At 63.8% G+C, this 22,188-nt stretch carries 19 protein-coding genes; 7 read left to right on the forward strand and 12 right to left on the reverse strand.

Annotated elements, in window-relative coordinates; translation table 11 throughout:
* Positions 1–211: 211 nt before the first annotated feature.
* Positions 212–811 carry a Yip1 family protein gene (locus tag CAF78_RS11860; protein ID WP_085675324.1) on the forward strand — a complete coding sequence of 200 codons (600 nt, stop codon included), beginning with the start codon at positions 212–214 and terminating at the stop codon, positions 809–811.
* Between the two features lie 145 nt (positions 812–956).
* Positions 957–1,451 carry a SprT family zinc-dependent metalloprotease gene (locus CAF78_RS11865; protein ID WP_085675323.1) on the forward strand — a complete coding sequence of 165 codons (495 nt, stop codon included), beginning with the start codon at positions 957–959 and terminating at the stop codon, positions 1,449–1,451.
* Positions 1,452–1,508: 57 nt separating this feature from the next.
* Here CAF78_RS11865 and CAF78_RS11870 read toward each other — a convergent pair whose 3' ends face one another.
* From CAF78_RS11870 to CAF78_RS11885, 4 genes are all read right to left on the reverse strand, one after another.
* Positions 1,509–2,831: a dicarboxylate/amino acid:cation symporter gene (locus CAF78_RS11870; RefSeq protein ID WP_060509215.1), complete on the reverse strand. Its 1,323-nt coding sequence runs from the start codon at positions 2,829–2,831 to the stop codon at positions 1,509–1,511.
* A 414-nt stretch (positions 2,832–3,245) separates the two neighbouring features.
* On the reverse strand, positions 3,246–4,592 hold the full coding sequence (locus CAF78_RS11875) for an ATP-binding protein (RefSeq protein WP_085675322.1): 1,347 nt from the start codon (positions 4,590–4,592) through the stop codon (positions 3,246–3,248).
* Positions 4,589–5,266, reverse strand: a complete 678-nt coding sequence (locus CAF78_RS11880; RefSeq protein WP_085675321.1) for a response regulator — start codon at positions 5,264–5,266, stop codon at positions 4,589–4,591. Before CAF78_RS11880 ends, CAF78_RS11875 begins: the two co-directional genes overlap by 4 nt.
* A gap of 150 nt (positions 5,267–5,416) precedes the next feature.
* The gene (locus tag CAF78_RS11885; protein ID WP_085675320.1) at positions 5,417–6,022 is read right to left on the reverse strand and encodes an outer membrane beta-barrel protein; all 606 of its coding nucleotides are present in this window, start codon (positions 6,020–6,022) and stop codon (positions 5,417–5,419) included.
* A 129-nt stretch (positions 6,023–6,151) separates the two neighbouring features.
* Here CAF78_RS11885 and CAF78_RS11890 point away from each other — a divergent pair, with 129 nt between their 5' ends.
* Entirely contained in the window at positions 6,152–6,946 is a 795-nt protein-coding gene (locus CAF78_RS11890) for a dienelactone hydrolase family protein (RefSeq protein WP_085675319.1), read from the forward strand.
* A 28-nt stretch (positions 6,947–6,974) separates the two neighbouring features.
* Positions 6,975–7,676, forward strand: a complete 702-nt coding sequence (locus CAF78_RS11895; RefSeq protein ID WP_085675318.1) for a 4'-phosphopantetheinyl transferase — start codon at positions 6,975–6,977, stop codon at positions 7,674–7,676.
* A 3-nt stretch (positions 7,677–7,679) separates the two neighbouring features.
* Here the strand turns inward: CAF78_RS11895 and CAF78_RS11900 are convergent, their stop codons facing one another.
* Both CAF78_RS11900 and CAF78_RS11905 read right to left on the reverse strand, forming a co-directional pair.
* A complete protein-coding gene (locus CAF78_RS11900; protein ID WP_085675317.1) occupies positions 7,680–9,281 on the reverse strand; it encodes an ATP-binding protein in 1,602 nt (533 codons plus the stop codon).
* Positions 9,278–9,976: a response regulator transcription factor gene (locus CAF78_RS11905; protein WP_085675316.1), complete on the reverse strand. Its 699-nt coding sequence runs from the start codon at positions 9,974–9,976 to the stop codon at positions 9,278–9,280. Before CAF78_RS11905 ends, CAF78_RS11900 begins: the two co-directional genes overlap by 4 nt.
* 659 nt (positions 9,977–10,635) lie before the next feature.
* Here CAF78_RS11905 and CAF78_RS11910 point away from each other — a divergent pair.
* The 3 genes from CAF78_RS11910 to CAF78_RS11920 all read left to right on the forward strand — a co-directional run bounded on the left by CAF78_RS11910 (position 10,636) and on the right by CAF78_RS11920 (position 15,870).
* The gene (locus CAF78_RS11910) at positions 10,636–13,515 is read left to right on the forward strand and encodes a ribonucleoside-diphosphate reductase subunit alpha (protein ID WP_085675315.1); all 2,880 of its coding nucleotides are present in this window, start codon (positions 10,636–10,638) and stop codon (positions 13,513–13,515) included.
* Positions 13,516–13,782: 267 nt separating this feature from the next.
* Positions 13,783–15,033, forward strand: a complete 1,251-nt coding sequence (locus tag CAF78_RS11915) for a ribonucleotide-diphosphate reductase subunit beta (protein WP_028634571.1) — start codon at positions 13,783–13,785, stop codon at positions 15,031–15,033.
* A gap of 195 nt (positions 15,034–15,228) precedes the next feature.
* Entirely contained in the window at positions 15,229–15,870 is a 642-nt protein-coding gene (locus CAF78_RS11920) for a Bro-N domain-containing protein (RefSeq protein WP_158090044.1), read from the forward strand.
* A gap of 358 nt (positions 15,871–16,228) precedes the next feature.
* On the opposite strand, the gene CAF78_RS11925 is transcribed toward CAF78_RS11920, so the two are convergent.
* From CAF78_RS11925 to CAF78_RS11950, 6 genes are all read right to left on the reverse strand, one after another.
* On the reverse strand, positions 16,229–17,065 hold the full coding sequence (locus CAF78_RS11925) for a hypothetical protein (protein ID WP_085675314.1): 837 nt from the start codon (positions 17,063–17,065) through the stop codon (positions 16,229–16,231).
* Positions 17,066–17,163: 98 nt separating this feature from the next.
* A complete protein-coding gene (locus CAF78_RS11930; RefSeq protein WP_085675313.1) occupies positions 17,164–17,955 on the reverse strand; it encodes an IclR family transcriptional regulator in 792 nt (263 codons plus the stop codon).
* A 60-nt stretch (positions 17,956–18,015) separates the two neighbouring features.
* A complete protein-coding gene (locus tag CAF78_RS11935) occupies positions 18,016–19,326 on the reverse strand; it encodes an MFS transporter (RefSeq protein ID WP_085675312.1) in 1,311 nt (436 codons plus the stop codon).
* 58 nt (positions 19,327–19,384) lie between these two features.
* Positions 19,385–20,533, reverse strand: a complete 1,149-nt coding sequence (gene dgoD, locus CAF78_RS11940) for a galactonate dehydratase (RefSeq protein ID WP_085675311.1) — start codon at positions 20,531–20,533, stop codon at positions 19,385–19,387.
* A gap of 38 nt (positions 20,534–20,571) precedes the next feature.
* Positions 20,572–21,192, reverse strand: a complete 621-nt coding sequence (locus CAF78_RS11945) for a 2-dehydro-3-deoxy-6-phosphogalactonate aldolase (RefSeq protein ID WP_085675310.1) — start codon at positions 21,190–21,192, stop codon at positions 20,572–20,574.
* A 12-nt stretch (positions 21,193–21,204) separates the two neighbouring features.
* Positions 21,205–22,179: a 2-dehydro-3-deoxygalactonokinase gene (locus CAF78_RS11950; RefSeq protein WP_085675309.1), complete on the reverse strand. Its 975-nt coding sequence runs from the start codon at positions 22,177–22,179 to the stop codon at positions 21,205–21,207.
* Positions 22,180–22,188 lie beyond the last annotated feature (9 nt).

Genomic DNA, 22,188 nt, shown 5'->3' on the forward strand with positions numbered 1-22,188 from the left:
ACGCGCACCTGTAGGGATTCCGATAAAGACTTCAAGGTAATCAACAACGGCGCTGACAGCGCAATTTGCTCTAAAAAGGCGGGTTTGTGCAGGGATTGACTTCCTATACTGCGACATAAGGCCACATTACCGTTCTGCTTCGGTGCCTTGGCCTCGGGCCGCTTGCGCTCCATGTGGGGGGCGATTGGCAACATTGAGAGGAGTGACCGGCATGATTCATCACGTTGTGGGGCTGTTTACCCATCCCGACCAGGAATGGCGGGAGATTCGTGGCGAAGAAGAAAGCATCAGCCACATGTACCTGACTCATACCCTCATCCTGGCGGCGATTCCCGCCATTTCGGCCTTTATCGGCACCACCCAGGTGGGCTGGGTGATCGGCGGCCGACCGGCGGTGATGCTGACCTTGGAAAGCGCGATCTGGATGAGCATCATGTCCTACTTGGCGATGCTCGCCGGCGTCGCGGTCATGGGGGCCTTCATTCACTGGATGGCCCGCACCTACGACGCCAACCCGTCCATGGCGCAATGCATCGCCTTTGCCACCTATACCGCCACCCCGCTGTTCCTCGGCGGCCTGGCGGCGCTCTATCCGCACCTGTGGCTGGGCATGCTGGTGGGGACCGCTGCCATTTGCTACACCGTGTACCTGCTGTATGTCGGCTTGCCGACCTTCATGAACATACCGTCAGATGAAGGCTTCCTGTTCTCCAGCTCGGTGCTGGCGGTAGGCCTCGTGGTGCTGGTGGCGATCATGGCCGCAACCGTGATCATCTGGGGTTTGGGCGTGGGGCCCGTGTACACCAACTAGATCAGATCCAGCCAACATAGGGCATCAAGCCAGGGGCCGCCGCAAGGCGGCCTTTGTCTGCCAGCTGAGACCTGCCTGCTGACCGGTGGCTCGGCAGCGGCGCCATGCTTGCGGCATAATGCCCGGCCAGGAGAACCACCCCGCCATGCCCGAGCTGCTCAAACAACGCGTCGAAACCTGTTACCAGCAAGCCGAAGCCTTCTTCAAACGCCCCTTTCCACGCCCGGAAGTCAGCTTCAAGCTGCGCGGCCAGAAAGCCGGCGTCGCCCACCTGCACGAGAACCTGCTGCGCTTCAACCTGCAACTGTATCGCGAGAACCAGGACGACTTCCTGCGCCAGACCGTGGCCCATGAAGTGGCGCACCTGGTGGCCCATCAGTTGTTTGGCGAGCGGATCCAGGCCCATGGCGAGGAATGGCAGCTGATCATGCGCGGGGTCTATGAACTGCCGCCCAATCGCTGCCACAACTATGCCGTGCAGCGGCGCGTGGTGACCCGCTACATCTACCGCTGCCCATGCCCGGAAGGTGATTTCCCGTTTACCGCGCAGCGGCACAAGCTGGTGCGCCAGGGGCGGCGCTACCTGTGCCGGCGCTGCCGGGCGATATTGGTGTACAGCGGAGAAACCCGCGTCGAATGAATAACCAGGCACAAGAAAGGCGACCCGAGGGTCGCCTTCTTTTTTACCGCATCAGGCTCAACGAACCGGGGTTTCTGCAACGCCCAGGTCATCGGTAGGTACCGACAACTCCAGCGGCGCGCCACCGGAGGCCAGCTCGGAGGCCAGCTTGTCGTCGTCCATCTCTTTCACCCACTTGGCCACGACCACAGTGGCCACGGCGTTGCCGACCAGATTGGTCAGTGCACGGGCTTCGGACATGAAGCGGTCGATGCCGAGGATCAGCGCCAGGCCGGCAACCGGCAGGTGGCCAACGGCCGACAGGGTGGCAGCCAGCACGATGAAGCCCGAACCCGTGACGCCGGCAGCGCCTTTGGACGCCACCAGCAGCACCAGCAGCAGGGTGATCTGGTGGGTGATGTCCATGTGGGTGTCGGTGGCCTGGGCGATGAACACCGCAGCCATGGTCAGGTAGATCGAGGTACCGTCGAGGTTGAACGAGTAGCCGGTCGGGATCACCAGGCCGACGACCGACTTCTTGGCACCCAGGCGCTCCATCTTGGCCAGCATGCGTGGCAGGGCCGACTCCGAGGAGGAAGTACCCAGCACGATCATCAGCTCTTCACGGATGTAGCGGATCAGCTTGAGGACACTGAAGCCATGGGCACGGCAGATACCGCCCAGCACCACCAGCACGAACAGCAGGCAGGTGATGTAGAAGCATGCCATCAGGTAGCCCAGCTGCACCAGCGAACCCACGCCGTACTGGCCGATGGTGAAGGCCATGGCGCCGAAGGCACCGACCGGTGCCAGCTTCATGATCATGTTGATGATGTTGAACATCACGTGGGCGAAGCGGTCGATCAGGTCCAGCACCGGCTTGCCGTAGCTGCCCAGGCGGTGCAGGGCGAAGCCGAAGATCACCGAGAACATCAGCACTTGCAGGATGTCGCCGTTGGCGAAGGCACCCACCACGGTGTTCGGGATGATGTTGAGCAGGAAGCCGACGGTGGTCTGCTGCGCGCCGGCGGCGGCGTAGGCGGCCACGCTGCTGGCGTTCAGGGTGCTGACGTCGATGTGCATGCCAGCGCCCGGCTGGACCACGTTGACCACCACGAGGCCGATGATCAGAGCGATGGTGGAGACGATTTCAAAGTACAGCAGCGCGTAGCCGCCAGTCTTGCCGACCGACTTCATGCTCTGCATGCCGGCGATGCCGCTGACCACGGTACAGAAGATGATGGGCGCGATGACCATCTTGATCAGTTTGACGAAACCATCACCCAAAGGCTTAAGGGCGACGCCGGTTTCGGGGTAGAAGTGGCCGAGCAGGATGCCGATGGTGATGGCGACCAACACCTGGACATACAGGGATTTGTACAGCGGCTGACGTGTCGTCATGGCTCAATTTTCCTCAAGTGTGCCAGCTTCACCCTTCCCAGGGTGTTTGGGCACCTGAATCGCTAACCCTCCTGCACCTGGAGGGATTTGTCGTTGTGTTCGAGCTGCCTGGGCAGGCCTCTGCCAACCTAGATAGCAAGGGCGATGCCAAAATGCCCATCTTGAGTGCAGAAGCAATGTTTACAGGGTTTTAATGCCCAACGACGGGGCGACTTTTCAGAGGAAAGGTGGCGGATTTCCGCCCGGTGGCGGAAAATGTACAGCGGATATGGCGGGAATCCGCCCTGCCTGGTCTTTGCTGCACCGGCCCTTTCGCGGGCAAGCCCGCTCCCACAGGGGCGCCACAGATGCTGAATCTTGTGTGGCACCTGTGGGAGCGGGCTTGCCCGCGAAAGGGCCGGTGCAGGCTACAGGTCAGTCAAGGCGGAAGGTGATGCGAAATGCTGCGCCACCCAACGGCGAGTCCTGCAGGCTCAACTCGGCGTCGTAGCTGTCGACGATGTCCTTGACCACCGCCAGCCCGATCCCCTGCCCCGGGTGCTGCCGGTCCAGTCGCTCGCCGCGCTCCAGAATCCGCTCGCGCTGGTCGACCGGCACCCCCGGCCCGTCATCTTCGACCCACAGCGTCAGCACCCCAGGCTCGTCCTGCAATACAACCCGCACCTGCCCAAGGCTAAGGCGATAAGCGTTCTCCAGCAGATTGCCCAGCAACTCCAGCAAGGCGCCTCGCTCCATCGGCACCCGCGACTGTTCAGACACCTGCAGATCGACATCGACCTGCTTGTCGCGATAGACCTTGGCCAAGGTGCTGCACAGGCTTTGCAGTACCGGCAGCAACGGCACGCTATGGCGCACCAGGCCACTTTTGCGCATGCTGGCGCGCTGCAACTGGTAATCGATCTGCTGGCTCATGCGCTCGATCTGGCTTTGCAGTACCCGCGCCTGCTCACGCTCGCCGTCACGTTGCTGCATGCTCTCGCCAACACCCTGCAACACTGCCAGCGGTGTCTTCAAGCTGTGCGCCAGGTCCCCCAGCGAATCCCGGTAGCGCGCGCGTTGCTCGCGCTCACTGCGTAACAGCCGGTTCAGCGAGCGGGTCAGGCGCAGCAGTTCACGCGGGTGCTCGCCGCTGAGGCCGTCACGTGCACCAGATTCCACCTCATCCAGCTCAATGCTCAACCGGCGCAACGAGCGCAGCCCCCAGGTCAGCCCGGCCCAGAGCAGTGTCAGCAAGGCCAGCAGGGCCGCGCCAAAACCCAGGTAGAGTTTTTCACGCAGGCCACTGAGCGTGGCCTTGTACTCACTCACCGGCTGCAGCGCCACGATGCTGTAGGCCGCGCTCTGGCCGCCGAGCAACTTGATTTCGACGTCATAGACGAAGAACTCTTCGCCATCCTCCTGATGGATGCGGGCGAACTCGTTGCCGCGCCCATCGTAGCGCGGGCGGTAATTGATATGGCGGTCGGCGGTGGCACGCGAACGCCAGACCAGGTTGCCGTCACGGTCGAAGATGTAACCCAGCAGCCCGGTGTACGGCAGGTTGTAGCGCTCGTCCGGCAGCAACTCGGGCATCTGCAGCTGGTCGTGCTCGATGCGCGCGGCTGAGATCAAGGTGGTCACGTCCGAGGCCAGGCGCTGCTCGATCGACTCCTGCAGGGCCAGGCTGAAGGCCTTCTGCAGGGCCGGCAGCAGTGCCAGCATGAACAGCAGCGCCAGCACTGCCGCCGCGAGCATCAGGCGCACCCGCAGCGAGCGGATCATCGGCAGCGCTCGGTGAACAGGTAGCCCAGGCCGCGCACCGTGTCGATCGGTTTGAAACCGCTCTCGCCCTCGAGTTTGCGGCGCAGGCGGCCGACCAGTACCTCGATGACGTTAGGGTCGCGCTCCTCGTCGCCGGGATAGAGCTGCTCCATCAGGCGGTCCTTGGCCACCACCTGCTGGTGATGACGCATGAGGTACTCGAGGATGCGGTACTCGTAGGCCGTCAGTGCCAGCGGCTGTTCATCCAGGGTTGCCTGCTTGCGGTTGAGGTCCAGCACCAACGGGCCGGCGGCGATGGTCGACTGGGTGAAACCGCTGGACCGGCGCAGCAACGCGTTCAGCCGCGCTTCGAGTTCCTCGAACTGGAACGGCTTGACCAGATAATCATCAGCACCGGCAGCCAGGCCTTCGACCTTGTCCTGCCAGTTGCCACGGGCGGTGAGAATGAGGATGGGGAACGCCTTGCCCTGGCTGCGCAGGCGGCCGATCAGCTCAAGCCCGCTGATGCCGGGCAGGCCAAGGTCGACGATGGCCAGGTCGAAGTGGAAGTGTTCGGACTGGTACAGCGCTTCTTCAGCGTCGGCCACGGCTTCGACCACATGGCCGCTTTCGCCCAGGCGTGTGTGGAGGTGGTGCCGCAGCAGGGCTTCGTCCTCGACCACCAGCAATTTCATTGAAGGCTCCTCTTGTTGTGTTGCCTGTACCGGCCTCTTCGCGGGCACGCCCGCTCCCACAGGGACGGCACAAGCTTTGAGGGCTGTGCAGTCCCTGTGGGAGCGGGCGTGCCCGCGAAGAGGCCGGTACAGGATAACCCGGCTCGCTGGTCAGAACTTGTAGGTTGCGGCCAGGTAAGTTTGTGCACTGCTGGTCAGGCGCAAGGTGCCTTCCTTCGGCCCGCCGCTGGCGCCCACTTCGGTGGCGGCATTGGTGCGCAGGTAACGGTACCCCAGCTCCATCGAAGCATTGTTGGTGATCTCCTGAATCACCCCGGCCTGCAGGCCCACTGCATAACCGTAGTCGGTATCACGGCTGGCCCCGGGCGAATCCTGGGTCAGCTTGGTCATGCCCAGGCTGCCACCGCCGAACAGCTTGGTGGTGTCGCCCACCGGCAGGAACAGGTCGTAGCTGCCGAGCAGGTTCTCCTGGCGCAGCTTGAGGCCGCTGTGGTCGCCGGAAACGTTGTCGTACGTCATGTAGTAGCGGCCCTGGTCATTGACCTTGCCCAGGCGCACGCCCCAGGTATCGTCCTTGCCGATGATGCCGTCGGCGTTCAGATGATCGGTGTTGCGCTGCAGCAAGCCAGACTTGCGCACCTTGTCGCTGGTCTGGCCGTAGGTCAGGCTGGCGAAGTTGTCATCGGCGGCCTGGGCGGTGGTCATGCCAGCGGCGCACACGGCCATGGCAGCGAGCAGGGAATTGAAGGTTTTCATGCTGTCGTACTCCAGATGAAGGCACTGTTGCGGTCTGGAAGCTAGAGTAAGCAGGGTGCCCTGAACCGCGGCTGAACCTTGACTGAACCTCGGCTGAACGATCTGTTTGCAAAACAAGGAGTAGTGAACATGCGCGCCCTGCTGGCCCTGACCCTGATGTGCAGCGCCGCCCTCGCCCAAGCGGCAGTGCAAACCCGCGAGATCCGTTACCAAGATGCCGACGGCACTGCGCTGATCGGCTATTACGCTTACGACGACGCCGTAAAGGGCGAGCGCCCGGGCGTGCTGGTGGTGCACGAATGGTGGGGTTTGAACGACTATGCCAAACGCCGTGCCCGCGACCTTGCCGCGCTGGGTTACAGCGCGCTGGCCATCGACATGTATGGCGAAGGCAAGCATACCGAGCATCCTCAGGATGCCCAGGCGTTCATGGCCGAGGCGACCAAGGATTCGGCAGCATCGGCCAAGCGCTTCGACGCCGGGCTGGACCTGTTGAAGAAGCAGCCCTACACCGACAAGCACAAGCTCGGCGCAGTAGGTTACTGCTTCGGCGGCAAGGTGGTACTCGATGCCGCACGCCGCGGCGCCAGGCTTGATGGCGTGGTGAGCTTCCATGGTGCGCTGGCCACCCAGACACCGGTCACCAAGCCAGGCGTTGTGCGAGCCTACCTATTGGTCGAACACGGTGCTGCAGACAGCATGGTCACCCCGCAGCAGGTGGACGCATTCAAGAAAGAGATGGACGCGGCCAAGGTCAACTACCAGTTCGTCAGCATCCCGGGCGCCAAGCACGGGTTTACCAATCCGGATGCGGACCGGCTGAGTCATGGCGATCATGGTGGCCCTGACATCGGCTACAACGAGGCGGCGGACAAGAGCTCCTGGGCTGACATGCAGGCGTTCTTCAAGCAAGTGTTCAAGTAGGGTGCGACGGGCCGCTACAATAGCGGCCATGAAGACACTCCCCACCTGCTGCGCCCCGCTCCAGCACCACTGGCCCCTGCCCCGCCCGCTGCCCGGCGCGGTGCTGGTCAGTTGTGCCTTCGACCCCGCCCGGCTCACCGCCGATGATTTCCAGCGCGCGGGCATCGTGCCCAGCGCCAGCCTGCAGCGCTCGGTGGCCAAACGCCAGGCGGAATACCTGGCGGGGCGAGTCTGCGCCCGTGCTGCGCTGCAGCGCCTGGACGGCCGCGACTACGTGCCCGGCACCCACGAGGATCGCTCGCCGATCTGGCCCGCTGGCATCCATGGCTCGATCACCCATGGCAAGGGCTGGGCCGCCGCCGTGGTGGCAGCCGATGGCGCTTGCCGCAGCCTGGGCCTGGATCAGGAAGCGCTGCTCGATGACGCACGCGCCGAACGGCTGATGGGCGAGATCCTGACGCCCGCCGAACGCGAGCGCCTGGACCGCAGCCAGCTTGGCCTGACAGTGACGCTGACTTTCTCGCTCAAGGAAAGCCTGTTCAAGGCGCTCTACCCACTGACCCGGCAGCGCTTTTATTTCGAGCACGCCGAGGTACTGGCGTGGTCCGCCGATGGCCTGGCGCGCCTGCGCCTGCTTACCGACCTGTCGCCGGCATGGCGAAACGGCGCCGAAGTCCAAGGCCAGTTCTGCCTGCAAGACGGCCACCTGCTCAGCCTGATCAGCGTCTGAACCTTACTGCGGCGCCTGCTCGCGCGGCCAGCTGAGGCTGAAGCAGGCCCCACCCAGCGCCTCGCTGCGCCCCACCGTGGCGCGGCCAGCGTGCCAGTAGATGATCCGCCGCACGATCGACAGGCCCAGGCCATGCCCGCCGGAGGCGCGTGTACGGCTGTCGTCGAGCCGGGTGAAGGGGGTGAAGATGCGATCCCAGACACCCTCCGGGATACCCGGGCCGTCGTCTTCCACATCGATACGGCAACGCTGCTGGCCCAGCTGGTAGCTCAGGCGCACCTCACTACCGGCATGGCGCAGGGCGTTGCTCACCAGGTTCTGCAGCGCACGGTGCAAGTAACGCGGCTCGGCTTCGACCCAGCAGCCGTCGTTGCCCTGGCACGCCCCACGCAGCAGGCGGACACTGCTGTTGAGCGGCGCCAGCTCTTCGATCACCCGGTCGAACAAGGCATCCAGCTCGACACGCTGGAACTTCAGCGCCGGGGCGCCCTGCTCCAGGCGGGCGTAGGTCAGCATCTCGTCAACCAGCTTGTCCAGATCCTGGATATCGCCATCCATGCCGGCCAAGTGCTTGGCGCGGGCCTGCTCGGTGGTCGCGCTTTCGATCATTTCCAGGCCAAAGCGCAGGCGTGCCACGGGGGTGCGCAGTTCGTGGGACACCGCGCGCACCAGTTCGCGCTGCATGTTCAGCGAGCGCTGCAGGTGCTCGGCCATGCCATTGAACGCAGCAGCGAGGTGCCCCACCGAATCGGCATCACCGGCCGGCACGCGCGTGTCCAGGCTGCCCTGGGCGATGCGGGTGGCGGCGATTGCCATGCCCGACACGCGCCGTTCCAGCTGGCGCACCAGCAGGTACACCACCAGGCCGATCAGGCACAGGCCGAGGAAGGCGATCAGGATCAGCAGCTGCGGCGGATAGGGGTTGAGCTGATACAACGGCCCGATCTCCAGCACCAGCGGCGAGCCCGGCAGGCCGGCGAACACCCGGATCGAATCACCGTCGCGGCCCAGCGCCATCACCGTGTCGCCCTCCTCCACCCGGCGCCGCTGGTCATCGTCCAGGCCGGCCCGCTCGATACGCTGCAGGGCAACGCCGAAGCCAAAGCCCTTGCTCTGGGTGATTTCCGCCAGGCGCTGCTGCTGCTCGGTCACCGGGTAGCGCACCAGCTCATCGGCCAGCAGATAAAGCGTGGCGCGGGCCAGCTGTTCGCTTACCTGTTTGACCTGGGCCACCAGCAACAGGTCTTCCTGGCCCACCTTGCGCAGCACCTGGGCGGCGTGCGGCCCGGTCTTCTCCACCACCACCAGGCCTCGGTACAGGCGCGCGCGCTGGCCACCCTCCAGCGAACGGGCCGACATCGGTTGCAACGCCAGCGGCACGCCCAGCAGGCGCTCCCACATCAACAACGAGCGCTTGCGCTCGGTGTCGTTCTGCTGCGCCAGGTTGTCGGCCATCAGGCTGAACGTGCCCTGGGCCAGGCGCTCGCGATGCTGGGCCGCGCGCACTTCGTTGACCAGGTGCAGGCTGAGCACGCCAAGCAGTGCCACCAGCACCAGCACCGCCAGCATGCCGCCATAGATGCGCAGGAAGATCGAGTGCTTCATGGGGCGTCGCCGACGAACAGGTAGCCCTTGCTGCGCAGGGTCTTGATCAGCCGCGGGTGGATCGGGTCGTCGCCGATCTTGGGGCGAATCCTGGAAATGCGCACGTCGATGGAGCGGTCCTGGCCGTCGTAGCCGACCCCGCGCAATGCGGTGAAGATCTGCTCGCGCGACAGCACCCGCCCGGCGTTGCTGGCCAGCAGCCAGAGCAGGTCGAATTCAGCGCCGGTGAGGTCGATCTGCTGCGCGCCGAGCCAGGCTTCGCGCAGGCGGTTGTCGATGCGCAGCGGGCCGAAGGCCAGGTCATGGCGCTTGCTGTCCGGGCTTTCGCTGCGCCGCAGCAGGGCCTGAATCCGCGCCAGCAGCAAGCGCGGGCGCACCGGCTTGCACACGTAGTCGTCGGCGCCCAGGTCCAGGCCCTGGACCTGGTCGAGTTCGTCGCTACGGGCCGTCAGCATCAGAATCGGGCCGGGGTACTGGCCGCGCACGCGGCGGCAGATGCTCAGGCCGTCTTCGCCGGGCAGCATCAGGTCGAGAATCACCAGGTCCGGCTGGCTGTCGACGATACGCCGGGCGGCGCGGGCGCCATCGCCCTCCACGGCGACGTCATAGCCGTTGGCCTGCAGGTATTCGGCGGTGAGCTCTGCCAGGCGCTGGTCGTCTTCGACGATGAGGATACGGTTGCTGGGTTGGTCCATGGCCCCTGCCTTTTACTTGTTGTTTTTCTGTCGGTACCGGCCTTTAACCAAAAGGCAACATCACCCGCGGATACTACGTGCCGCCCCCGGCACTGCCAACCAGCCTGGGGCAGCCTCGACTGAACCGATTCTTGTGATAAGGTGCGCCCCCGAAAATTTCTGCCTCGGGCCAGCAGGCCTGTGAAAAATAGTGCAAACCTCTTGGCACAAGGCCTACAGCGAATACCCACTATTCACTCACAAAGTACGCACAACTTATCCACAGGCGATTGCCTTGCAAAGGGCCTGATACCGCATTATCTTGTATCCCCATCGCAACGAACCACTAGATGTTGGGTTTGACCGCCAGTCTCCAACACCAGTCAGCGCAGAAATTCAAGCGATATTTCTGGCAGAACTTTACGTGGTTTCATCAGCCAAACCGCTCCAGCGGAAGCATTGAGAGCAACAGCTTTCGGGGTCAGCCCCTGAGCATTTGACTTCGGCCAGGGAGCGGCAGGTTATTGCCCCTTATTCCTGATCTGTCCCGAAGTCGGTACGCCCGAGCGGGCGGATGCGCGTGCATGACGCATCCCCGCGAAGGCCATCGAGCAAGTGGACGGAACGGTGGGCGCCCAAAAGGCGCCTGAACACTATAGAAACTGTGGAGACACCCACCCATGCAAACCGACACAACTCGCGAGAACCCGCAGGCTTTGGCGCCGCAGGCCGCCGATTCCAACCAGGATCTGGCTGCCACCGCTCCGGGCCAACTGCGCGTGATCAAGCGCAACGGCACTGTCGTCCCCTACACCGACGACAAGATCACCGTGGCCATCACCAAGGCGTTCCTCGCAGTTGAAGGCGGCACCGCCGCTGCCTCGTCGCGCATCCACGACACCGTCGCGCGCCTGACCGAGCAGGTCACCGCCACGTTCAAGCGTCGCATGCCATCGGGTGGCACCATCCACATCGAAGAAATCCAGGACCAGGTCGAACTGGCCCTGATGCGTGCCGGCGAGCAGAAAGTCGCCCGTGACTACGTGATCTACCGCGAACAGCGCGCCAAGGAGCGTGCCACCCGCGTCAACACCGAGTCCGTGGTCGAGCCGCACCCGAGCATCCGCATCACCCTGGCCGACGGTAGCCTGGCGCCGCTGGACATGGCGCGCCTGAACACCATCATCAGCGAAGCCTGCGAAGGCCTGGCCGAAGTCGATGGCGACCTGATCCAGCGCGAAACCCTGAAGAACCTGTACGACGGCGTGGCCATCAAGGACGTCAACACCGCCCTGGTGATGACCGCCCGTACCCTGGTCGAGCGTGAGCCGAACTACTCGTTCGTCACCGCCCGCCTGCTGATGGACACCCTGCGCGCCGAAGGCCTGGGCTTCCTCAACGTCGCCGACAGCGCCACCCACCACGAGATGGCCGACCTGTACGCCAAGGCCCTGCCGGCCTACGTCGCCAAAGGTATCGAGTTCGAGCTGCTGAACCCGGCGCTGGCCGACTTCGACCTGGAAAAACTGGGCAAGGCGATCAACCACGAGCGCGACCAGCAGTTCACCTACCTGGGCCTGCAGACCCTGTACGACCGTTACTTCATCCACAAGGATGGCGTGCGCTTCGAGCTGCCGCAGGTGTTCTTCATGCGTGTGGCCATGGGCCTGGCGCTGGAAGAGAAAGACAAGGAAGCCCGTGCGATCGAGTTCTACAACCTGCTCTCGTCGTTCGACTACATGGCATCGACCCCGACCCTGTTCAACGCCGGTACCCTGCGTCCGCAGCTGTCGAGCTGCTACCTGACCACCGTGCCGGACGACCTGTCGGGCATCTACCACGCGATCCACGACAACGCCATGCTGTCGAAATTCGCCGGTGGCCTGGGCAACGACTGGACCCCTGTGCGTGCACTGGGCTCCTACATCAAGGGCACCAACGGCAAGTCCCAGGGCGTCGTACCGTTCCTGAAAGTGGTCAACGACACCGCCGTAGCCGTGAACCAGGGTGGCAAGCGCAAAGGCGCCGTGTGTGCCTACCTGGAAACCTGGCACCTGGACATCGAAGAATTCATCGAGCTGCGCAAGAACACCGGTGATGACCGTCGTCGTACCCACGACATGAACACCGCCAACTGGATCCCTGACCTGTTCATGAAGCGCGTCTTCGATGACGGCAAGTGGACCTTGTTCTCGCCATCGGAAGTGCCTGATCTGCACGACCTGACCGGCAAGGCCTTCGAAGAGCGCTACGAGTACTACGAAGCCCTGACCGAGTACAACAAGATCAAGGTGTTCAAGACCATCCAGGCCAAAGACCTGTGGCGCAAGATGCTGTCGATGCTGTTCGAGACCGGCCACCCGTGGCTGACCTTCAAGGACCCGTGCAACCTGCGTTCGCCGCAGCAGCACGTGGGCGTGGTCCACAGCTCGAACCTGTGCACCGAGATCACCCTGAACACCAACAAGGACGAGATCGCGGTCTGCAACCTGGGCTCGATCAACCTGCCGAACCACATCGTCGACGGCAAGCTGGACACCGCCAAGCTGCAACGCACCGTGAACACCGCCGTGCGCATGCTCGACAACGTGATCGACATCAACTACTACTCGGTGCCGCAAGCGCGTAACTCGAACTTCAAGCACCGCCCGGTCGGCCTCGGCATCATGGGCTTCCAGGACGCGCTGTACCTGCAGCACATCCCGTACGGCTCCGACGCTGCCGTCGAGTTCGCCGACAAGTCGATGGAAGCGGTCAGCTACTACGCGATCCAGGCTTCCTGCGACCTGGCCGACGAGCGTGGCGCCTACGAGACCTTCCAGGGTTCGCTGTGGTCCAAGGGCATCCTGCCGCTGGATTCGCAACAGATCCTGATCGAAGCCCGTGGCCAGAAGTACATCGACGTCAACCTGGAAGAGTCGCTGGACTGGGCGCCGGTCCGTGCCCGCGTGCAGAAAGGCATTCGTAACTCGAACATCATGGCCATCGCGCCAACCGCGACCATCGCCAACATCACTGGCGTGTCGCAGTCGATCGAGCCGACCTACCAGAACCTGTACGTGAAGTCGAACCTGTCGGGCGAGTTCACCGTGATCAACCCGTACCTGGTCCGCGACCTGAAGGCCCGTGGCCTGTGGGACTCGGTGATGATCAACGACCTGAAGTACTACGATGGTTCGGTGCAGCAGATCGAGCGTATCCCGCAAGAGCTGAAGGACCTGTACGCCACCGCGTTCGAAGTCGAGACCAAGTGGATCGTCGACGCCGCCTCCCGTCGCCAGAAGTGGATCGACCAGGCCCAGTCGCTGAACCTGTACATCGCCGGCGCCTCGGGCAAGAAGCTGGACGTGACCTACCGCATGGCCTGGTACCGTGGTCTGAAGACCACCTACTACCTCCGTGCCCTGGCCGCGACCAGCACCGAGAAGTCGACCATCAACACCGGCAAGCTCAACGCCGTTTCCAGCGGCGGCGACAGCGCCCCGGTCCAGGCAGCGGGCCCAGCGCCAGTGCCGAAGGCCTGCGCGATCGACGAGCCGGATTGCGAAGCCTGCCAGTAAGGCTTGGCTGAGGCTTCCCCCGGGAAGCCTCTTTTCCGTGTAGCCACACGGAACCCTGTGGGAGCGGGTTTACCCGCGAAGAGGCCGGCACTGCCGCCTCCTGCCACACAGCCAAACACAACAGGCCTGGGCGCCAATACCGAGGTCAGCCCCTCACAGGGCATTCAGATTTGCGTGCACCGCTGTACCCCATCCGGGGCCAAAGCAACGCAACCAAGATCCACCGGCCATACTTCACAGATGGCCCTCAAGCAGGAGAATCTCACCATGCTGAGCTGGGACGAATTCGATAAAGAAGACGGCGAAGTCGCCGCCAAAGGCAACACCCCTGCGCAGGCCACTGCCGCCGCCACCCTCGACAAGCTCGACAGCGCCGGCGGTGCCGCCGCCCTGGAAGCCCGTGCTGCCACCGCCGCCGACTCCGAGGCGGTGAAGCGCGCCAAGGCCGCCCTCGACGCCCTCGACATCGCCGAAGGCCTGGCCGAGCTGGAAGGCTCCTCGGCCCGTGTCGCCGTTGACGAGAAGCGCATGATCAACTGCCGCGCCGACCTCAACCAGCTGGTACCGTTCAAGTACGACTGGGCCTGGCAGAAGTACCTCGACGGCTGCGCCAACCACTGGATGCCGCAAGAGGTCAACATGACCGCCGACATCGCCCTGTGGAAGAGCATGGACGGCCTGACCGAAGACGAGCGCCGCATCGTCATGCGCAACCTCGGCTTCTTCTCCACCGCCGACTCGCTGGTTGCCAACAACCTGGCCCTGGCCGTGTACCGCCTGATCACCAACCCGGAGTGCCGCCAGTACATCCTGCGCCAGGCCTTCGAAGAGGCGATCCACACCCACGCCTACCAGTACTGCATCGAGTCGCTGGGCATGGATGAAGGCGAGATCTTCAACATGTACCACGAGATCCCGTCGGTCGCGAAGAAAGCCGCCTGGGGCCTGAAGTACACCCGCGCCATCTCCGACCCGGAATTCAACACCGGTACCGTCGAGACCGACAAAGAGCTGCTGCGCAACCTGATCGCCTACTACTGCGTGCTGGAAGGCATCTTCTTCTACTGCGGCTTCACCCAGATCCTGTCCATGGGCCGCCGCAACAAGATGACCGGCGTGGCCGAGCAGTTCCAGTACATCCTGCGTGACGAGTCGATGCACCTGAACTTCGGTATCGACGTGATCAACCAGATCAAGATCGAGAACCCGCACCTGTGGGACGCGGCGATGAAGGAAGAAGCGACCCAGATGATCCTGCAAGGGACCCAGCTGGAGATCGAATACGCCCGCGACACCATGCCGCGCGGTGTACTGGGCATGAACGCAGCGATGATGGAGGACTACCTCAAGTTCATCGCCAACCGTCGCCTGACCCAGATTGGCCTGAAGGAAGAGTACCCGGGGACTACCAACCCGTTCCCATGGATGAGCGAGATCATGGACTTGAAGAAAGAAAAGAACTTCTTCGAGACGCGCGTGATCGAGTATCAGACTGGTGGTGCGTTGAGCTGGGACTGATCGTCCGCGCTGAACATCGAGAAGGCTGCCGAATGGCAGCCTTTTTTATGCGAAGTGAAAACAGGACGTGTCCTACAGCGTCCGGCATTGCCTGTGCCCGGGCATCGCGATAACGTTCTCCGGCGCTTAAGAACGCTCACATAGCGGAATCCCGTTCCCGTCAGAAACGGCTCTCCCACATCAGGATGGCCAAGCATGGACAGTGTTTATACCCCTACCCTCTTCACCCGCCACAACCGCCCCCTTCACACCCTTTGGCTCGAATCCCAGGCCTGGTTCTGCGCCCACGAACTCGGCCGGCTGAGCGCTCGCTTCTTCGACGAACACTGCATCCGCAAGCTCGACCCGGATCAGTACCGCACCGTGCAGCTGCTGCGCTACGGGCAGTACCAGGAGGCCACGATGGTCAGCGAGTCCGGGGCCTATACCTTGCTGGCGCATCACCATGTTCCGGAGAACCGCCATCTGCGCTGGTGGCTGACCCATGAGGTGGTGGCGGTGTTGCGTGATGGGCAGGTGGATGGGAATGCGGATTCGCCGCGGCTGGGGCGGATGTGCTGGCCCGGAGGGCGGACGGCGACGTTGTTGTATTGGCAGAGTGAACCTTGGGTGAGGATGCGGGATATGCCGGTGGTGATGGCGGCTGAAGACGCAGAGATGGCGCCACTGGTGAAGCGCAGGATGAACTGGCGGGAGTGTGCTCAGCGGGCACTCAGGCTACACGGGTCTAGCTGGGCTGCGCCGGTACTACAGGAGCGGGCCTGCCCCGCGAAGCAAACGACGCGGGGCTTGGCACCGGCTTCGCCGGTGTTCGCGGGCAAGCCCGCTCCCACATGATTTGCGTGTCGCCTTGGGCCTGGATATGCCTGCACCGGCCTCATCGCCGGCAAGACCAGCCCCACAAGTACTGAGAGATCCCTGAGCAAACGGGGATCCCGTGCGAGTTCATCGAAGCGTCGAACCGCCGCGAACACCGGCGCAGCCGGTGCCATTCACCCTGCCGCCTGATGTGAGCAGTGGGTCATGTATAACGCCCGGACAAGCAAAAAACCTTAGCCGTAAGACCTGTTATAGTAGTTTTTATCTCGCATAAGCACTTTTCCGTTCTTCAGCGGGCTACCGGCTCCGCATGATCGATCGCAGAGGGCGCTTTGCGTCCTTTTCCGACCGGTCCGGCGCCCCGGCAAGGCCGCTCCTACACGGTCACCTGTGCCTGTTGGGCTTCGAGCAAGTTGTGCAGCGTGTTGAGGAACAGGTCGAAGCTGATGATGCCCGTAGCAACGGTCGACAGCACGGTCTGGCCATTCTCGTCCTTGATCACCACCAACTCGGTCCACTGGCTCAGATCAACGTTGCGCAGGCTGCTCAGCGGGACTTTGCGGCCGTCCACTTCGAGTGCGTCGGGGGTGATGATCAATGGCTTGGTGGCGATGTTGAAGAAATCGCCGCTCATGCGCTTGCCCCACACCTGCGAGGTTTCAAGGTAGTTGAACTGCACTGCTCCGCCGCTCTCCAGCGTGGCGAACACCGCTGGCAGGCGTTCGTTCAGGTACTGCTCACGCACCTGCTCCAGGAACACGTACAGCTTTTGCAGATGGGGATTGACCCGGCGGAAGGGTTCGCTGGCGTTGCGGCGGTACGCCAGGTTGTTGATCAGGCCGGCAATGGCGGTCTGGCCCGAGGCGAACAGGTAGAAGTCGCCCATCTCGCTGAACGGAACGTAGTCGCGCTGGTTGCCGATGATCTGGCAAATGCCTTTCTCGTACACCTCATAACGTGCAATGCGCAGTTTTTTCTGCCACAGGGCCAGGGCGAACATCACCCCACCGAGCACCGCAAGCAGGGCAATAGTCGAGTAGAAAAGGTTCTTCGGGCCGTTGAAATTCTGGGAGCTGTCAACACTCAGGAAGCAGACGAAGGCGGCCAGACCGAGGAAAATACTGCCTAGGACGAGCATGCTGATGATCAGCGCCTTGCCGTAGCCATAGCTGCCCAGCAGCTTGCCGGTGGACGCAGGTGGGGTGGGTTGCATGGTGGAGCCTCCTTGCTTGGGGAAATGAAACGTCAATGTCTCTGCTGGCGATGAGACATGACTTGTTTCAATTTGTTCAGCGAAGAAGGCTGTTAAGGCTAATTTTTCAGCCCGAGTTCTGCCGACAGGCGCGCAGTCACGTCTTTGATCACCGGAATCAGCTCACGCATCTTCTCTTCCGGCATGTACGGCACCGTACTCGCCACACTGATCCCCGCCACGATCCGCCGACTCGCATCGCGCACCGGGGCCGCCACACAGCGGATCGATGGCTCATTGTCTTCCAGATCGAAGGCATACCCGCCCGCTACATACTCGACCATGCGCTGCTCGAACTGCGCCCAGGTCTGCTCGGTGTGGTGCGGCCAGAACGCACTCTTGCCACCCACCGGCAGGCTGGTTTCATACAGGCGCTGCCATTCGGCCGGGGTGTCGTCGAGCATCAGCGCCTTGCCGATACCGGTGCGCGCCAGTGGCATGCGGTGGCCGACCCGCGAGCGCATTTCCGGGCCGTTGCGCCCTGGGGTCTTGTGCAGGTACAGCACTTCGTCGCCTTCGCGGATCGCCAGGTGGATGGTGTCGCCAGTCAGGGCCGACAGCTCATCAAGGTAAGGACCGGCCAGGGTCACCAGCGGCAACTCCTCGCGGGCCTGAAAGCCGAGTTCGATCAGCTTGGGGCCCAGCAGATAGCCGACCTGCGGCACCACGCGCAGGTAGCGTTCGTCCACCAGGCAACTGACCAGGCGGTGGGTGGTGCTGCGGGTGGTGCCGATGTGCCGGGCGATGTCCTTGAGGTCGCGCGCGCCAGCGGCCACGGCCTGCACCACGGCCAGGCCGCGCAGCAGGGTCTGGGTGCCGGTGGGGGCGGTTTTTGCGGGGTCTTCCTGCATGTGCGGCCTTTATCGTTGAGCGAGTGGGCGGGCGACATTATGTTCGCCCGCAGGGCACGCCTACAACTCGATGCGCTCGACCTTGCCCAACAGCAGGATGTACGACAGCGCACCGACCAGGGCCAGCGCCGCAACGTAGGTGATGGCCGGGGCGAAAGAATCGCCGCTGGCCAGGAAGCCGATCACGATCGGGGTAACGATCGCCGACAGGTTGCCGATGAAGTTGAACACCCCGCCCGTCAACCCGAGCAAGCGCGCCGGGGCCAGGGTCGAGACCAGCGACCAGGTGATCGAAGCCAGGCCGTTGCCGAAGAACGCCAGGGCCAGGAAGGCGATCACCAACGGCGTCGAATCGACGAAATTGGCGCCGATGATCGCGGTGGAAATCAGCAGGCCGCTGATGATCGGCAGCTTGCGTGCAAAGCCCACGCTGGCGCCACGGCGGATCAGCCAGTCGGAGAAGAAGCCCGAGCACAACACGCCGACGAAGGCCGCGAGGAATGGCAGCGAGGCCAGCATCCCGGACTTGATGAAGTCCATGCCGCGGTACTTCACCAGGTAGGTCGGGAACCAGGTGAGGAAGAACCACAGCGTCGAGTTGAGGCAGAACTGGCCGAGGTAGATGCCCCACAGCTTGCGTTTGGTCAGCACGATGCCAAGGTCGGTCCAGCTGAACCTGGCCTTGACCTTGGCCTGCTCGTCCTGGATGTCCACCAGCCCGCCGCCCTCGCGGATCAGTGCGATCTCGGCGTCGTTGGCACCCTTGAAATCGCGCGGTTCGCGATACACCGCGTACCAGATCACACCCCAGAGGATGCCCACCGCACCGGTCACGACGAACACCATGTGCCAGCCGAACTGATGCTGCAGCCAGGCCAGCACCGGCGTCAGGAACGCCAGGCCGACGAACTGCCCGGAGGTGTAGAAGCCGATGGCAGTAGCCCGCTCGCGCTCAGGGAACCAGGTGGTGACCACGCGGCTGTTGATCGGGTAGGCCGGCGCCTCCAGAGCGCCGACTGCCATGCGCAGCACGAACAGCGCGATGAAGCTGGCGGCAAAGCCGAGCATCACCGTGGCCAGCGACCACAGCACCAGCGCCACGGTATAGAGGATGCGCGGCGGCACCCGGTCGACCAGCCAGCCACCGGGGATCTGCATGGCGGCGTAGGTCCAGCCGAACGCCGAGAACACCAGGCCGACGTGGATCGGGTCGATGCCCAGCTCGCTAGTCAGGGCAGGCGCGGCAATCGACAGGTTGCTGCGGTCCAGGTAGTTGATCACCACGGTGATGAACAGCAGCACCATGATGAAAAAGCGCTTGCGGCTGGGCGCCACCAGGGTGGCCTGCCCGGTGAGGGTGTGCGGGAGCATGAGAAGTGCCTCTTGTTATGGTTATTGAGGTCGTTTCAGCGCGCTTGTCAGGGCGCCATCACCACTCGGCGAAGCTGCCGTCGGCGTGGCGCCACACCGGATTGCGCCAGCGGTGGCCGACAGCGGCGCGCTCGATGACGTATTCCTCGTTGATCTCGATACCCAGGCCCGGGCCGTTGGGGATCTTCACCATGCCCTGCTCATAGTCGAATACGCCGGGGTCGCGCACGTAGTCGAGCAGGTCGTTGCTCTCGTTGTAATGGATGCCCAGGCTTTGCTCCTGGATGAAGGCGTTGTAGCAGGCGGCATCCAGCTGCAGGCAGGCCGCCAGGGCAATCGGGCCCAGCGGGCAGTGCAGCGCCAGCGCGACGTCGTAGGCCTCGGCCATGTTGGCGATCTTGCGGGTTTCGGTGATGCCGCCGGCGTGGGAGGCGTCGGGCTGGATGATGTCGACATAGCCTTCGCTGAGCACGCGCTTGAAGTCCCAACGCGAGAACAGCCGCTCGCCCAGGGCGATCGGGGTACTGGTCAGCGGCGCCAGCTCTTTCAGTGCTTCGTAGTTTTCGCTGAGCACCGGTTCTTCGATGAACATCAGCTTGAACGGGTCGAGCTCCTTCATCAGCACCTTGGCCATGGGCTTGTGCACCCGGCCATGGAAGTCGACACCGATGCCAACGTTCGGGCCCACCGCATCGCGCACGGCAGCGACATTGGCCAGGGCCTGATCGACCTTGTCGAAGGTGTCGAGAAATTGCAGCTCCTCGGTGCCGTTCATTTTCACGGCAGTGAAACCCCGGGCAACGGCCTCTTTCGCCGCACGGGCGGTGTCGGCCGGGCGGTCGCCGCCGATCCACGAATACACCCGGATCTTGTCGCGCACCTGGCCGCCCAGCAGGTCGCTGACCGACACGCCCAGCGCCTTGCCCTTGATGTCCCACAGGGCCTGGTCGATACCGGCCAGGGCGCTCATGTGGATGGCGCCACCACGGTAGAAGCCGCCACGATAGAGCACGGTCCAGATGTCTTCGATGTTGCGTGGGTCCTTGCCGATCAGGTAGTCGGAAAGCTCTTCGACGGCAGCGGCAACGGTGTGCGCCCGCCCTTCGACCACCGGCTCGCCCCAACCGGTCACGCCCTGGTCGGTCTCGACCTTGAGGAAGCACCAGCGTGGCGGAACGATGAAGGTGGTCAGCTTGGTAATTTTCATCTGCTTGTCTCTCTTGTTGGATGCAGCGCAGGAATGGATCAGCGCAGGGCTTGCCAGGCGGTCACGTAAGCCTCGGCAGCGGCCGCGACCTGCCTGGGTGTCATGCCCGGCTTGTACAGGCCGGAGCCGAGGCCGAAGCCTCTGGCGCCAGCGTCGAAGAACTGCTGCAGGTTGCCGGGCGTGATGCCGCCAACCGGCGCCAGCACGGTGCCGGCGGGCAGCACGGCCAACCAGGCCTTGACCACCGCCGGGCCCATCTGCTCGGCCGGGAACAGCTTGAGCACGTCGGCACCTTCGGCCAGGGCGGCGAACGCTTCGGTCGGCGTGGCGACACCTGGCGCCAGGTACAGGCCCGCCGCCTTGGCCGCACGCAGCACCTGTGGGTCACTGTGTGGCATGACGATCAATTGCCCGCCCGCCGCTTTCACCTGGGCCACCTGCGCGGGTGTCAGCACGGTGCCTGCGCCGATCACGCAATCGGCGGGCAAGCTGCCGCGCAGGATGCGGATGCTTTCGAAGGGCTCGGGCGAATTGAGCGGCACTTCGATGACGCGAAAGCCGGCGCCGTAGAGGACTTCACCGATGGCGGCGGCTTCGTGCGGTTGCAGGCCGCGCAGGATCGCGATCAGGCCGTTCTGTGCCAGTGCGTGTTCAAGCATGTCGGGCTCCCTTCAGGATGGATGAGTAAGGCCGGCGGCGAGCGCCAGCTGCCACAAGCCGCGTTCGGTGGCCTGCTCGGCCACGCTCACGTGGCTGAAGCCACATGACTGCAGGGCACGGCTGTAGCGCATGCAGAGCGGACCGTTGCCGATCAGCAGGATCGCCGGCAGGTGCACGCTGTTGCGTCGCTGGCGTTGCACCTTGGCCAGGGCGCAGAGTTCGTGGCCGATCAGCAGGCCGGAGAGGTAATCGGGCTGGGCGCTGGCGCTCAGCTCACCGGTCAGGCCCAGGCTGCGGGCACTGAACACGGTGGACAGCGGGCCGATCTCGCCCTCGGCGGACAGCGCGACCTGCACGCCGTGGTCGAATGCCGGGGCATCGAACGCTGCGCCGCGTTGCTGGGTACGGCCGAGGATGCTGTGCTCGCTGAGCACGGCGAACACTTCACCGGTCATGAAGGTATCGAACTGCACGATGCAGCCGTCGGCCACCTGCACCCATTTCGAATGGCTGCCAGGCAGGCCGATCAGCAGGTCATCCGTGGAGACGCTGGGCAGTGCGCCGAGCACCTGGGTTTCTTCGCCGCGCATGACATTGGGTAGCCGGGAACGCTGGATCACACCGGGCACGATGTGCACATCGACACCGCGGCGGCTGCGCACGGTCTGCAAGGATGCACCCAGGCTGGCGACATTGGCCGGGGTGTCGCGGTAGGCCGCTTCGCGCCAGCCCTGGGCGCTGCCGACCATGCCGCAGGCAATCACCGGCAGGCCCGGCTGGGCGTCGAGCCAGTCGCCGCAGGCATTGTCGAAGGCCAGTTCGAAACCGTCGTTGCAGCGTTCGCCGTTGATCAGGCGCGGGGCCTTGGGCAGTTGCATGATGCCACTGGGCAGCGCGCGCACGTCCTGTACCTGGCCGTTGGCGCCGAGTTTGTAAGCACGAAGGGAGGTGGTTCCCCAGTCGAGCGCGATCAATTGCGCCTGCATCGCTTCACC

This window comes from Pseudomonas sp. R28(2017) (assembly GCF_002112505.1).
Taxonomy (GTDB): domain Bacteria; phylum Pseudomonadota; class Gammaproteobacteria; order Pseudomonadales; family Pseudomonadaceae; genus Aquipseudomonas.